The following is a 14,294-nucleotide window of genomic DNA, read 5'->3' on the forward strand; positions in this document are numbered from 1 at the left end:
ACTCAATCGTAATTATTACCGATCTCGCTAAAGCCTCTTATTTATATCTTTAACAGAATCAAGTATTGTTGACGATTGCTATCATTTCAAAAATGATTTATACAGTAGTTAGAGCAATCAGCTGATAAAGTAACTGCTTGATTTTAACTAGCTAACGAGGAAGGTGTTTTGCCACCATACCTATAACGTCTAGACAAAACCGATCGACTAGAGTATTTTATAAGTACAAATGTTCTAAAAACGGGGGCATGAGTGAGACAACTACTGTCTTCTTCAATGACCCTGGCTGCATCATTGTGGAAATCAATAACTGGGGTAGGGCGCAATGACGAATTCTTGGCAAAATGGAGCTGACAATGCCATCAGTGACGGTGAGAAAAAATTACATATCGCTCTTATAGACCAACTGGATTTGATGCTTCGCGCCCGCTATCCCCTACTGTACTTAATTGCAGTCGAAGAAGAACCTGTTGAGGAAGTTCTGCTGCAAGTTGCTTCGCGTTCTCAACCCAAGCGTCAACTGTTGTTTTGGGACGTTGTACGTGGTTGGAGCGACAATGCTACAGATAAAGGTTCGGTGATGGCAGCACTTTCACGAATCGCCAAAACCGATGACAAGCAATCTGCTATCTTTGTGCTGCGCGATTTGCACCCATTTATTAAAAGCCCTACGAGTGAAAGAAATGCCCCTATTGTACGTGAGTTAAGAAACTTAGCACGGGAGTTAAAGCGATCGCGCAACACTTTAATATTGCTTAGCAATACTCTAGAACTTCCCACTGAGTTACAAGAAGAAGTGACAGTTGTTGATTTTCCTTTACCCGACACCTCAGAAATTGATTATCTCATCGAGCAGTTAGTTGTACCAGAAAAACTCAAGGTGACTGGTTTGGCAAGAGAACAACTCGTCAAAGCCTGTCAAGGTTTAAGCCGCACGCGGATTCAAAAAGTTTTAGCAAAAGCTCTAGCAGCAAAACAGCAGGTCAATGAGTCTGATATTAGTGGTGTTTTGGAAGAAAAAAAATTAACGATCCGCCAGACAGGAATTTTAGAATTCTTCACACCACAGGAATCATTGAAGCGAGTTGGTGGATTGGATCAACTCAAGCAGTGGGTGCAGTTACGCCAAGATACCTTTACAGAAGAAGCAAGACGCTACGGAATACCAAACCCTAAAGGTGTTTTACTTGTAGGAATTCAAGGTACGGGTAAATCCTTATCAGCTAAGACCATTGCCAATGAATGGCGATTACCCCTCTTACGCTTGGATTCTGGGCGATTATTTGGCGGGATTGTAGGGGAAAGTGAAAGCCGCGTGCGGCAAATGATTCAGGTGACAGAAGCAATGGCTCCTTGCGTGCTGTGGATTGATGAGATTGATAAAGCATTTGGCAACATTACGAGCGGAATTGATGGAGATTCCGGAACTTCACGGCGCGTATTCGGCAGTTTGATTACTTGGATGCAGGAAAAGACTTGTCCCGTGTTTATTGTAGCAACAGCTAACAACGTGCAAATTTTACCTGCAGAGTTACTGAGAAAAGGGCGATTTGATGAAATTTTCTTTTTGAATTTACCAACAGAAGTTGAACGTCAAGACATTTTTAAAGTTCATTTGCAACGCCTGCGTCCAAACCGTCTGAGAGAATTTAATTTGTCTTTGTTAGCCAAACAGACAAGTAATTTCAGTGGTGCGGAAATTGAACAGGTGATTGTAGACGCCATGCACATAGCGTTCTCTGGTAAAGAAAACGGACACAGACGAGATTTTACAACAGAGGATATTTTACGTGCGATCGAGCAAACAGTTCCTTTAGCATCCATAGCTCGCGAACAAATTGAAGGTTTGAAGCAATGGGCAGCACGAGCAGGAGCAAGAACAGCTTCACATGATGTACAACTTATACAGGAGTTAAAGCAATATACTTTACAGCAAGGAATTAAGCCACTGGAGGTGGATTAGCTAATGGCTAATGGCTAATTGTTAATGGCTAATTGTTAATGGCTAATGGCTAATGGCTAATTGTTAATGGCTAATGGCTAATGGCTAATTGTTAATTTTAAGATTAGGAGTTATGTGTCAAGACCTAATTTTGAGAAACTAGAAGTTTATAAATTAGCGGAGAAATTAGCAGATGAAATTTGGAGAATTGTTAGTCAATGGGACTCTTTTAATAAGGATACGATTGGAAAACAAATTGTTAGATCTGCCGATAGTATTAGCGCGAACATAGCAGAAGGAGAAGGAAGGTATAATTTTCAAGACAACAAACGTTTTATAAAAGTTGCAAGAGGTTCTCTATATGAAACAATAAGCTGGTTAAGACGTGCCTACAAACGAAATCTTCTAACAACTGAACAAATCCAATGCTTACATACACTCATTCATGAGATTTCTCCTAAACTCAACGCCTATCTGAACTCTATAGGCAAAACCTCAAACAACTATTAGCAATTAGCCATTAGCAATTAGCAAAACCATGTCACACTTTACAACAATTAAAATCCAAATCAAAAACGGTGAATTTTTACATCAAGTGTTGCAGGAATTGGGTTACCAAGTAGAATGCAACACTACAGTACGTGGATATCAAGGCGATCGCACTCATGCTGAGTATGTCATTAGGCAGAAAAACGGCTACGATTTGGGATTTCGCCGCAATGAAGAAAATTATGAGATAGTAGCAGATTTTTGGGGAGCAAAAATTAATCAACAACAGTTTGTGAATTCAATTACCCAAAAATACGCTCACAAAACTTTGAAAGCGACGATACAGGAACAAGGCTTTAACCTTGAGGAAGAAGAAGTCTTGGAAGATGGAACAGTGCGAGTTGTCGTAGGCAGATGGGTCTAGTAACCCCTCAATCAGCCATTAGCCATTAGCCATTAGCCATTAGCCATTAGCCATTAGCTATTAGCCATTAACCATTAGCTATTAGCCATTAGCCATTAGCAAATCATGTCACATTTTACTAGCATTAGAACTCAAATTAAAGATGCAGGCGCACTGATTAAAGCGTTAGCAGACGTAGGTTTTGAAAATGTAGAAATTCATGAAGTCGCTCAACACCTTTTTGGATTTCAGGGTGATGTGCGTCTGGAAACAGCAGAAGTTATTATCCGGCGTAAATACGTTGGTTCAGCAAGCAACGATATTGGTTTTAAACGACAAGAAGACGGACAATTTCAAGCTATCATCTCTGAATACGATCGCCAAAAATACGGACAACCTTGGTTGAATCGCTTAATGCAGCGCTATGGTTACCATGCTTTAGTAGCATCAGCACAACAACAAGATTTTACTATTGAGGAGGATGAAGTTTTAGAAGATGGAACGGTACGGGTTGTTGTAGCGAAATGGTTATAATGAAGGAGGACACTAACTCAGTTGCCAAAGCAGTTCGAGAAATTCTTAACCAGCATAGCGAATATGAACAATGGTTGCACCGCGATTTATTTGTTGCTGCTAGTTATCTTGCGGAAAATTCCAAAAATTTGAAAGTTGGGGATACTGGCTTATTAGAGGAAATTTTACAGGCTTTGGTGGAACTGGAAGTAACCCATTTACCACAGGTAAGTGACAGAATTCGAGAGCAGGTTTTTCAAACTCTTTGTAGTTTCAAAGAAACTGCCTTGAAAACTAAAGTCTTGCAATTGTTGAAAGATAAAGCTGAGCAAATAGATCGACTCAGATTTCAAGAATATCGTGCCGCATTTGGTGAAAAAGAACAGGCAACAGCCACCCTGTTAGCGCTACTTAAGCATGAAAGCTTTTCTATTTGTTCTAGCGCCGTCGAGGTTCTGGGTAAAATTAGTTCAGAAACAGCAATTGCTGACTTAATTACGCTCCTAGAACACCCTGAATTGCATTCAAAAGCTGTAATTGCGCTAATTCAAATCGGTTCAGAAGCGGCAATTCCTGGTTTAATTACACTCCTAGAACAACCCAAACAATCTGTAGGTGTTAGGGCTTTATTTACCCTTGTAAAAATGCGTTCAGAAGCAGCAATTCCCAGCTTAGTCACACTTTTAGAAAATCCCGAACATTTTGTGCGGCATAGAGCAGCATTTGCCTTGGGTAAAATGCGTTTAAAAGCGGCCATTCCTAGCTTAATCAAGCTCCTAGAACATCAAAAGATTGAGGTGCGTTCTGAAGCTGCGGATGCACTGGTTCAAATCGGTTCAGAAGCGGCAATTCCTGGTTTAATTGCACTCCTAGAAAACCCCGAATCTGATGTGCGTTTTAGAGTCACGTTAGCACTGGGTCAAATTGGTTCGGAAGCGGCAATTCCTGGTTTAATTACACTCCTAGAACACACTGCACCCTCTGTACGTTCAAAAGCTGCTGAGGCGCTAAATAAAATTGGGTCAGGAGCGGTCATTTCTGATTTAATTAAACTGCTAAAAGATCCTGAAGATGATGTGCGTTTAAAAGCTGCACGGGCGTTAGGTCAAATTGGTTCAGAAGCAGTCATTCCTGACTTAACTAAACTCCTAGAAGACTTTGAATACAATGTGCGTTCAACAGCTGCAGAAGCGTTAGGTCAAATTGGTTCAGAAGCGGCAATTCCTTATTTAATTAAACTCCTAGAAGACCCTAAATCCAATGTGCGTTCAACAGCTGTAGAAGCGTTAGGTCAAATTGGTTCAGAAGCGGTTATTCCTTATTTAATTAAACTCTTAGAAGACTACGTATCCGAGGTGCGTTCTGCCGCTGTAGAGGGACTGGGTAAAATCGGTTCAGAAGCGGTTATTCCCAGCTTAATTAAAGTCCTAGAAGACCCTGCGTCTAGTGTGCGTTATGAGGCTGTGAAGGTGTTGGGTAAAATCGGTTCAGAAGCAGTTATTCCCAGCTTAATTAAACTTTTAGAAGATCGCGAATGTGGTGTGCGTTCTGCCGCTGTAGAGGCGCTAGGTAAAATCGGTTCAGAAGCAGTTATTCCTAGCTTAATTAAACTCCTTGAAGACCCTGAATTTGATGTGCGATCTAATACGGCAGATGTACTAAATCAAGTCGGCAAAAAAACTCCTACTTTGGTCACGACTCTTGCTTTATGGATTGAGAATCATCAGGATTCAAAATATATTGGCAGTGCTATTGATTTGCTGTGGGATTTGGTAAAAGGTGAGTAATCAACTCGTGGTTATCAAGTTCACTCGTTTAAGTTTGGGGCTGACGCAACCTTAACGCTATTTAAGGGTTTCACACGTTGTCGCTCCCCTCATTTTCCCCCAACCCCAGAGGGAACCCCTAACACCCCTTTTTAAGAGCGGGGGCTATGCGTAAGTTTTAAGGAAATTAAATTCCCTCCCCAATGCATCGGGGAGGGTTAGGGTGGAGTAACACTCCAGATCGAACTTAGATTTGCAAGCTATTTCAGATTTTTGCTGACCCTGTTTTTTCCAGAGGAAAGATATCAACGGTAATCCTGGCGTTGAATATCACGCAGACGGGCTGCATTGCGAATACCGTATTCAGGACGAGTGAAGCGATTTAACTGAGCCTCAAAAAAGTCTCTATTAGCTTGTAAATGTTCGGGATCGGGATCGTCTAAGGGATGACAAAGCGCCGTCCGTAATGCTTGAATAACAGCCGAGGTAACACAGTACATTGACCGTTGAAAACTAATTCCCAACTGAATCAACATGTCTTCCTCTCCCCGGCAATATTGCTTGTAATAATCAACAAGATATTGTGGTAAGAAGTGCAACATATCTTGCATCAGCAATGTGGGTGGAATGCCTGCAGTACCGACTGGAAAAACGTCTGCATAGAGAATTCCGTAGTGGAAGTCTTTTTGGTCTTCTGGCACTTGATTTGCTTGAGCATTGTAGGATTTTGTACCTCGGAAGGGTGCTGTACGATAGAACACAGCTTCTACGTAAGGTAATGCTGCTTCATACAGCCATACAAATCCTTTAGATTTGGGGATGATTTCGTAGCATTCACCACGGATATAAACATGATGGTAAATCGGACGATTTGCAACTGCAAAAATCCCATTTACGATAAAGTTCATTGCCTCTGGGACAGTTGTAATTTTTCCTTCGTCATACAAATCTGACATTTCAAAGAAGACAGGAGCCATGACTTCCCAGAACAGCCCCAAATTAGCATAGTAAGACATCTGACGGCACTGTTCGAGAAACATATCTGGGAACAGCTTGTAGAGCCCTAACATCAATGGATTGCCTTTAAAGTAAGCTTTAATTGCTCTATCGGCGTTAGCTTTGTATTCTTCTGTATCCAAGTAAGGGTCAAATTTCCCACCCATACCTCTATGCCAAAGCATTGCTCTCATACACGCTTCGGCAAATTCCATGTTGATGCGATCGTGGAATAAATGATGCAATAGCTTTGGCATTTTGAAGGTTTCTCCCTTCTCCATAAATGCCAGCAATTCTGGGTGAGCATTGGCTTCCCCACGCCAAACTCTTAACTCAGCATCATCACCAGCGTAATGATTGTGACGGTCTAAATATTCCTGAGAAATAAAGTATTTAAAAAAGGGAAAAGGATTTAAAAAAACATGTTCGGCAATATATAATAGGTCCCGCCAGTAAAAGTCCATAGGGACTGCATACGCCTTGTAAAGACCGATAATTTGCATTAAGTTTTCTGGCGTATCGGGTAACATTGCACCGCCAGCTTCCAAACGATGAATGATTTCTGCAAATTCATGGGTTGAAGGAGGTAATTTCGCTTGAACTTTCTCTGGAGTTTGTACCATGTTTTTGACTTCCTTGAACTTGACTATATCGTTAATGGTTAGTAGTTATTAGTTAATTCTTCAACAGAAGTTTAAATGACTACCTACTAACCAATCCCTTCATTCTTTAAGAGCGACTTGAGGCGCGATCGCCCTTGGCGCAAGCCGTACCTGGCTTATCGCTCTTTCAATAGGAGGAATAGCAGTCACCATTGCTGTTGTTGGCTCGCTCCAACGCACTAACCACTTAGGCTGTACTCCCAAAAATATAATCAGTGCTGCCAAGACAAGGGCAGGCATTTTCTCAGACCATAAAACTCTGGGATAGTAAGCTAAGTTGTTGTCAAGTTTGCCAAAACAGGTACGGTTGAGAAGAATGACAAAGTAAACTGCGGTCAAACCACTAGAGGCGACACATAACAGCGTTGGAATAGGAAAAACTGAAAAACTACCTTGAAACACGATAAATTCAGAAATAAATCCTGTCATTCCTGGAATACCAGCGCTAGCCATTCCTCCTAAAATGAGTAAGGTGCTAATCATTGGTAACCCGCGTATCGGACTCATTAAACCATTCAGTTTATCCAACTCGCGAGTTCCGACCTTAGCTTCCACAACTCCCACCAGATGGAAGAGTATTGCCAGAATAATTCCATGACTCACCATTTGGGCAATAGCACCAATAAGTGCTAGAGGGGTGCTAGCAGCAGCTGCTACTAATATGTAACCCATGTGACCGATGGAACTATATGCTACCATGCGCTTGATGTCTTTTTGTGCTATGGCAGTTACCGCTCCGTATAGAGCACTGATTGCCCCCCAAATTGCTAAACTTGGTGCAAGAATACTCCAAGCTTCAGGAAACAACGCCATCCCAAATCGCAAAAGCCCGTAAGTTCCCAACTTTGCTAACACGCCACCAAGAAGAATAGCAATGGGAGCTGAAGCTTCAACGTAAGCATCCGGTAACCAAGTGTGTAGGGGGACAAGAGGAATTTTGATACCAAATCCCAGTACGATTCCGGAAAGAAGAATGATTTGCAGCGCTGTGGATAGAGTTTGAGTTGAGAGTGTATTGTAATTAAAATCAGTTGAACCCGTGAGCCATACTGTTCCTAAGAATGTTGCCAGAATTAATGCTCCTGACACAGCCGTATAAATCAGAAATTTGATGCCAGCATAAGCTCGCTTTTCACCGCCCCAAATAGAAATCAGCAGATAGAAAGGGATTAATTCTAGTTCGTAGAACAAGAAGAAAAGCAAGAGATTTTGTGCTGCAAACGCTCCTGCAACTCCTCCACTGACTAATAAAATAAGGGAATAAAAAAGCCGGGGACGTTCGGTCTGTTGACTGCTACTGTAAATAGCAATCCAGGTTAGCAAACTATTTAGTATCAGCATCAATATGGAAAGCCCATCAGCTCCTAATTGATAGCTTAAACCAAGGGTTTCATTCCAAGGTAGATATTCCTGTAACTGTAACCCCGAATTGGAAACATCAAATTTCAGCAGTAGAAAAATATTCCAAAGAAGAACTATTCCTGAAGTGGTTAGGGCTGTTAAACGAATATTACTTGCAGGTATAGTTTTTGGCAAAAGACTAATAACAGCAGCACCTAAAATAGGTAGCCAAATCAAAGTACTCAACATAGATAAGTTCAATCTAAAAGACGTGTTTTTGTTTTTATTTATAGATTGATGGGGTTCGATCGCTTTCTATCAATATCAAGCGTTATTCGTCCCCAAGAATCTTGAAACTAAAAAAACAAGTTCATAAAATGAACTCCCCAGTATTCCCAACTCATCAGCGCTCCTAAAACACCGACTCCTAACAGCACGGTAAATGCATAAAACTGTGTTTGTCCGGAGGTGCTGTATTTCAAACCTTGTCCGCTTAAGATGGAAATTAAGCCAACTAAGTTAACAATTCCATCAAATACGAAACGGTCGATAATGTCTGCTAGTTTTGAAATTAGGTCAACGCTCAAAACTATACTTCCACGATACAGTTTTGGAGTGTAAAAATCGTGTGCCAGGAGATCTTGTAATATCTTGACAGGGAAGCGAATAGGTTTGGCAATTATGTTGCTTAGATACATGACGCCACTGATGCTGCAACCAAAAATACTCGACCAGATAAGTAGTAATGCGACATCTTTATTGAGAGTTGCCCAATCAGGTAGCAGTGATAAACTTTGCAACACCAAAGGTAAATGAAGATTAAAAGCAAACAACACGATTGTGGGTAGAGCCATTTGCCAACTGACTTCTGGCGATCGCTCGCTCATTTGCTTTGGTTTACCACCAAAAATTAAGCTGAATTCCCTCGTTAAGCTGAAACCTGTTAAAGCATTGACTACTATGATAATTCCTACAAGCCAAGGATGAGTTTCCCACAATCCGGAAGCGAGTTTCAGTAATGCCCAAAAACCGCCTAAAGGTGGAAAACCAATTAACCCTAAAATTCCGACTACATAAGCTATGCCCGATACCGGACGGCGCGACCAAAGTCCTCCCAGAAGGGTGACATCCTGAGTAATGCTATTCCATACAACAGAACCAGTACTCATGACTAAAAGCGCTGCGGCTAAGGCATGGGTAAGAACTAACAACAATGCTGCTTCATCTTGTTGAGTTCCTACAGCGATAAACACCAAACCCATATAAGCACTAACAGAGTAAGATAAGCAGCGCTTAATATCAATTTGGGCGATCGCTATCAAAGAACCACCCAGTGCTGTAACTGCGCCAATTGCTACCATAGCAGAGCTTGCTACAGGAGACAAGGTAAGAACAGGTTGCAGCTTAATCAGTACCCAAGCGCCAGTAGCAACGACCACGGAGTTCCGTAGAATCGTACTGGGAATAGGTCCTTCCATTGCTTCATCCAACCACAAATGCAAGGGAAACTGAGCGCACTTACCCATTGGACCTGCAATGAGTGCCAAACACGTTAAAGTCAAAAAAACAGGGTTGACATCAGCTGTCTCTGCCCACCGAGCTAAATCTGTATAATTCCACGTTCCAGCCACAGACCAGATTGCCAGAACCCCCATCAGCAAAAATAAATCTCCGACCCGCTTTGTTAAGAAAGCATCTCGAGCGCCAGTTACAACTAACGGTTGACTAAACCAAAGTCCTACTAATAAGTAAGTTCCCAGTGTCAGGATTTCCAGAATCACATAACTGAAGAACAAAGAGTTGCACAATACAAGAGCACACAGACCAGCTTCAAACAAGCCCAGCAGAGCATAGAAACGCGCCCAGCCCCAGTCCATCTCCATGTAGCCGATCGCAAAAATTTGTGCTAAAAAATTTAAGCCAGTGATTACAATTATCGCACCTACACTTGCAGAAGAGACGGATACGTCAATAGAGAGATTTAAACCAGCCGTACTCAGCCAAGGGATAGATACTTCATACGGTACTTGATTCCAGGTTGCTGGAAATGCTAAAGCCGCATGAACAAACGACAAAAACGTCATTACTAAGTTAATATAACCTGCCGGTCTTGGCCCTGTACGCCTAATGATTCCCGGCGACCAAAAGATGGCTAAACAAGAGCCAACAAGAGAATAGCAAGGAATTAACCAAACACTTTCAAGCAGAAAAGAAGCCATTCAATCTCCTTTAAATTTGCAGCACAATAGAACGCTGTTATCACATAACAACTGTTACTTTTTCTCTCCTCCACCAAAGATGACTTACTTGAATAGACCCCCAAGCATCAAAGGACTCTAAAAAAGAGGAAATCAAAATCGGTCACCTTGTGGTAAGGAGAGTGTTTTCCCGAAAATGCAAATATGCATTGAAAATTTAAGTGTTGTTTAATCTTCTTAATAGATTATCTTCTATTGTCATCAAAAGTAAATTAGTGAACTACACAATTAATAGATGCTTACTCTAAGAAAATCTTATAATTGTAAAATTTCTTATTATTGTTATTGATTTTTCTCTATGGCAGCCATAAGTTATCTATCTTTTGGCAGAAACGCTTTGCACCGAGGCTAATTTTTATATGCTGCCTGAATATACTATGGGACTCTTATGTGATTTTTGCAATGCTAGTAGGGTAAGCAATGCCCATCAAAAGTCTTAGTGGTGGGCATTGTCCCCCGACTATCTTTTAAAAACTTTACTAAAGTTAACAATCAAGAGCTAGCTTTATCATTTATCGAAAGAAATGCGTCAGTTCTTGCGAGGACTAAATACGTGTGTTGACTATAAGAATGCGCCTGAATTTTTAACCACGTCCAAACGCAAAAAGCTACGTAATTATACTAAGAATTTTTATTTAAAAATTTAATTTATACTATTCTTATAAGATTAGGATACCCACGAACATCTCTTGAAACTTGCATATTTCAGTAGACCGACATTACTACAACCAAAGAAGCAGCTCGTTCAGATCGGAGCCATCTTTCTGTGCTTTTTATCACCATTATTGATAGCAGATACAACGCTAGCGCAGCAGCCCGCACAGCAGCAAATTAACTTTTACATTCAGCAGCTTAAGAGAGGTCCGCAGCAACCGGAGGCTGTAAAATATTTGGTTTCTATTGGTAAGCCAGCTGTTCCCGCTTTGATGACAGCATTGCAAAATCAAGATGTGGAAGTTCGTAAGAGTGCTACGAGCGCCTTATCATTAATGGGTGAGGTTGCTGCCGAAGCAGTCCCCGTGCTGATTGTCGCTTTACAAGATCCAGAGCAAGATGTTCGCTTTGGCGCAGCTTTCGCTTTAAGCAGTATTGGAAAAGAAGCCAAAGCAGCTTTCCCGGCTCTCATTCAGGCGTTACACGACAAAGAAACATCCGTTCGTTCTGCTGCTGTCATAGCTCTTGGGAAGATTGGAGTAGAAGCCAAAGTTGCTGTACCAAAAATTATTGCAGCTTTGCGAGACCGGAATGCAGAAGTTCGTGCAACGGCGGCTTTTACTTTAGGTGAAATTGGCGAAGAACATAACCTAGCTGTTCCTGCTTTAATATCGGTATTATATGATAAGGATGACGAAGTTCGTCGGAATACTGCCATTGCTTTCAGCAAAATAGGTAAAGACGCAGCCCAAGCGATACCAACACTTATTGAAGTTTCTCAAAAAGACAACAATTCATCTGTTCGAGCCATTGCTGTCTCTGCTTTAGGGGTCGTTGGGCGAGACAATTCTGAAATTCTACCCGTCGTTATGAACGCATTGCAAGATAAAAATGCAATTGTTCGCATTCATGCAGCTTCTGCTTTGATAGTCGATATTGGTTCGCACACTGAAACCGCATTTGCTTTACTGATGAAGGAATTGCAGGGTCAAGAACAAGGGAATCGTATATACACTACACATATCTTGAGCAATATTGCTCAGAGCTTTCAGCAAAAAGCTAGCCTGCTTCCTACCCCTGAATTAGAGCGAGCGATCGCTAACTTAGACAGTACTCTCAAAATTATCAATAATTCACCCTTACAGTTTTTAGATGTAGCAACGTCTATAGGTAAATCTTTAGAAACCTTAAAAAAAGAAAGACTAAAGCGTTAATTGGTAGCGGATTTCAATTAGGTGAAATACATCAAATAATTAAGGAACCGCAGCCTGTAGCAGATGAACGCAATCTTTTTTAGGTTCTTTGTGATTATTTATCATTGCACTCCAGTTCAATAAAGAAACGCTACAGCGATATAACTAGGAAAGATTGTTTAAAGCCTTTTGAACCATTTTGCAAACTATAGAGCTTTCATCCTCCAAACATTGATTAAACAGTTCAACTGCTCTTGAATCTCCAAGATTACTCAGAGCTAAAGCTGTTCCAGAACAAACATTAGGATTATCATCATTTAGCATCCCATTGAAAGCATCAGGTAAGGTAATTTATCCAAAAAAGTTGAATAATATAATCTAATAATATATTCTGGATTTATTTTAGGAATATAGCAGTAACGACTTTTCCTACTTTTCCTACAGAAAACCGAAAAAGTAGCCTATTTGAAGAAAGTTCAGGCTTTTTTTAAATTTTATCTTTGAAAAAGCTACAACAAAGGCAGTTAAGACAATTAAGATAAATAGGAGGGGTAAGACAATATATTAACAACATGATTCAATCCAAAATCAGACGAAAACGGGGTGTCTCGCTGACCAATGCAGGGTTACAACGGTTGCAAGCTGCAATTTTGGCTCTTGAGATGGCACAAAACAATGGAGAGCGCTTTACCTTAGATGAGTTAAGCGATCGCGTAAAAGTTTCCAATAAAACATTAAGTCGATTATGGTCTTTGAATACAAGTGTGGACCGGAGAACTCTAACACTTTGCTTTAGTGCCTTCAATTTAGAATTACACAAAGAGGACTACAGCATTGTGAGCGAGTTAGATGGGGAGGATGGGACTGAAACGCTTTCACAGGAAGCGGACGAAAAAGAGATAGGTCTACTCGAAGCAAAAGCTCATTCTTCCCTTAACAAAACTCTTGACAGATATCAAGATATATGCCACTATCCCGATGGTCCAGTTCCCCTGGATTCTCCATTTTACATAGAAAATCCACTGATTGAGAACACAGTTTATCAGGAAATATCTCAACCGGGCTGTGTTATCCGCATTCGATCGCCAAGAGGCATGGGGAAAAGTTCTCTAGTATTGCGGTTGTTAAACTTTGCTCAACAGCTAGATTATCATACAGTTAAGCTGGATTGTCAGCAAATTGATTCACTGAACTTGAAAAGTGTCAACCAGTTTTTGCGTTGTTTTTGTTGGCGAATGGCAAAAGACTTAGGGATCGAGCCCAATTTAGATGCCCACTGGGATGAAGAAATAGGCAGTAAGTTGAGTTGTAGCTTCTACCTAAGAAACTACTTGCTCGAGCAATCTAGAAATCCGATAGTTCTTGTCTTAGAACAGGTTGACTGCTTGTTTGAACACCCTCATCTTGCTCAAGAGTTTTTTCCTTTGTTGCGATCGTGGTATGAAGAAGCACGCCGGGATAAGAACTGGCAAAAATTAAGACTTGTTGTGGTTTACTCTACTGAAGTTTATGTTTCCCTGGATATCAATCGTTCTCCGTTCAATATTGGGCTACCATTACGCCTACCAGAATTCACGCAGCAACAAGTTCAGGAACTAGCGCAACGGTACGGGCTGAATTGGAATTCTGGAAAAGAAGCTAGGAATTTGATGTCTCTGATAGGCGGGCATCCAGCACTCGTGAGGATTGCTTTGTATTATATATGTTGTCAAGGAATGGCTTTAGACGATCTGCTCGCCGAAGCACTTGCCAATGGAGGAGTCTACCAACATCATCTCTGGCAACATTGGGTAGTTCTGCAAGAAAAGCCCACACTAATACGAGCATATACTCAGTTGCTTGAAGCAGAACAAAGCATTGCTCTTTCCCCCATTGAAGCCTATAAGCTTCATAGTTTAGGATTGGTTGCATACGTTGGCGAACGTCTGGTTCCGCGTTGCGAACTCTATCGTGCCTATTTTCAAAAACAACTATCTATATTGCATTAGCTATCATTTCATTATTTGCGTTCCCTTTAAGAATTGAAAGTCTAAAAAATATTTTTCAGATATCGGCTAGATATAACGCTTCTTTTGTG

General features: G+C 41.0%; 10 protein-coding genes. 7 read left to right on the plus strand and 3 right to left on the minus strand.

Annotated features, from left to right (window positions below; all coding sequences use genetic code 11):
* Nucleotides 1-325: 325 nt before the first annotated feature.
* The 5 genes from AB0756_RS07925 (at nucleotide 326) to AB0756_RS07945 (ending at nucleotide 5,134) form a co-directional block, all read left to right on the plus strand.
* Nucleotides 326-1,963 (plus strand): AAA family ATPase, encoded by a 1,638-nt coding sequence (locus tag AB0756_RS07925; protein WP_050046408.1) that lies wholly within the window; start codon nucleotides 326-328, stop codon nucleotides 1,961-1,963.
* A gap of 114 nt (nucleotides 1,964-2,077) precedes the next feature.
* Nucleotides 2,078-2,452, plus strand: coding sequence for a four helix bundle protein (locus AB0756_RS07930; RefSeq protein WP_038077936.1), 375 nt, complete (start codon nucleotides 2,078-2,080; stop codon nucleotides 2,450-2,452).
* A gap of 28 nt (nucleotides 2,453-2,480) precedes the next feature.
* Nucleotides 2,481-2,855 carry a DUF1257 domain-containing protein gene (locus AB0756_RS07935; protein WP_038077935.1) on the plus strand — a complete coding sequence of 125 codons (375 nt, stop codon included), beginning with the start codon at nucleotides 2,481-2,483 and terminating at the stop codon, nucleotides 2,853-2,855.
* Nucleotides 2,856-2,960: 105 nt separating this feature from the next.
* Complete coding sequence (locus AB0756_RS07940) at nucleotides 2,961-3,368, plus strand: DUF1257 domain-containing protein (protein WP_038077933.1); 408 nt, start codon at nucleotides 2,961-2,963, stop codon at nucleotides 3,366-3,368.
* On the plus strand, nucleotides 3,368-5,134 hold the full coding sequence (locus AB0756_RS07945; RefSeq protein ID WP_050046409.1) for a HEAT repeat domain-containing protein: 1,767 nt from the start codon (nucleotides 3,368-3,370) through the stop codon (nucleotides 5,132-5,134). The genes AB0756_RS07940 and AB0756_RS07945 overlap by 1 nt, the downstream gene beginning before the upstream one ends.
* A 284-nt stretch (nucleotides 5,135-5,418) precedes the next feature.
* On the opposite strand, the gene AB0756_RS07950 is transcribed toward AB0756_RS07945, so the two are convergent.
* The 3 genes from AB0756_RS07950 to AB0756_RS07960 all read right to left on the minus strand — a co-directional run bounded on the left by AB0756_RS07950 (nucleotide 5,419) and on the right by AB0756_RS07960 (nucleotide 10,331).
* Nucleotides 5,419-6,732, minus strand: coding sequence for a CO2 hydration protein (locus AB0756_RS07950; RefSeq protein WP_038077930.1), 1,314 nt, complete (start codon nucleotides 6,730-6,732; stop codon nucleotides 5,419-5,421).
* 99 nt (nucleotides 6,733-6,831) lie between these two features.
* A complete protein-coding gene (locus AB0756_RS07955) occupies nucleotides 6,832-8,361 on the minus strand; it encodes an NADH-quinone oxidoreductase subunit M (RefSeq protein WP_050046410.1) in 1,530 nt (509 codons plus the stop codon).
* Between the two features lie 107 nt (nucleotides 8,362-8,468).
* Nucleotides 8,469-10,331 carry an NAD(P)H-quinone oxidoreductase subunit F gene (locus AB0756_RS07960; protein WP_038077927.1) on the minus strand — a complete coding sequence of 621 codons (1,863 nt, stop codon included), beginning with the start codon at nucleotides 10,329-10,331 and terminating at the stop codon, nucleotides 8,469-8,471.
* A gap of 728 nt (nucleotides 10,332-11,059) precedes the next feature.
* On the opposite strand from AB0756_RS07960, the gene AB0756_RS07965 reads away from it, so the two are divergent.
* The gene (locus AB0756_RS07965) at nucleotides 11,060-12,238 is read left to right on the plus strand and encodes a sister chromatid cohesion protein PDS5 (protein ID WP_137986476.1); all 1,179 of its coding nucleotides are present in this window, start codon (nucleotides 11,060-11,062) and stop codon (nucleotides 12,236-12,238) included.
* 551 nt (nucleotides 12,239-12,789) lie between these two features.
* A complete protein-coding gene (locus AB0756_RS07970; RefSeq protein WP_038077921.1) occupies nucleotides 12,790-14,205 on the plus strand; it encodes an AAA-like domain-containing protein in 1,416 nt (471 codons plus the stop codon).
* The last annotated feature ends 89 nt before the right edge of the window (nucleotides 14,206-14,294 follow it).

The sequence above is a fragment of the Tolypothrix campylonemoides VB511288_2 genome (genome assembly GCF_045999855.1).
GTDB lineage: Bacteria > Cyanobacteriota > Cyanobacteriia > Cyanobacteriales > Nostocaceae > Scytonema > Scytonema bouteillei_A.

Excerpts from the sequence above, each read along its gene's own strand:
- AB0756_RS07935 (WP_038077935.1), top strand. The coding sequence starts at position 2,481 with ATGTCACACTTTACAACAATTAAAATCCAAATCAAAAACGGTGAATTT.
- AB0756_RS07950 (WP_038077930.1), bottom strand. The coding sequence starts at position 6,732 with ATGGTACAAACTCCAGAGAAAGTTCAAGCGAAATTACCTCCTTCAACC.
- AB0756_RS07945 (WP_050046409.1), top strand. The coding sequence starts at position 3,368 with ATGAAGGAGGACACTAACTCAGTTGCCAAAGCAGTTCGAGAAATTCTT.
- AB0756_RS07925 (WP_050046408.1), top strand. The coding sequence starts at position 326 with ATGACGAATTCTTGGCAAAATGGAGCTGACAATGCCATCAGTGACGGT.
- AB0756_RS07960 (WP_038077927.1), bottom strand. The coding sequence starts at position 10,331 with ATGGCTTCTTTTCTGCTTGAAAGTGTTTGGTTAATTCCTTGCTATTCT.
- AB0756_RS07955 (WP_050046410.1), bottom strand. The coding sequence starts at position 8,361 with ATGTTGAGTACTTTGATTTGGCTACCTATTTTAGGTGCTGCTGTTATT.
- AB0756_RS07940 (WP_038077933.1), top strand. The coding sequence starts at position 2,961 with ATGTCACATTTTACTAGCATTAGAACTCAAATTAAAGATGCAGGCGCA.
- AB0756_RS07970 (WP_038077921.1), top strand. The coding sequence starts at position 12,790 with ATGATTCAATCCAAAATCAGACGAAAACGGGGTGTCTCGCTGACCAAT.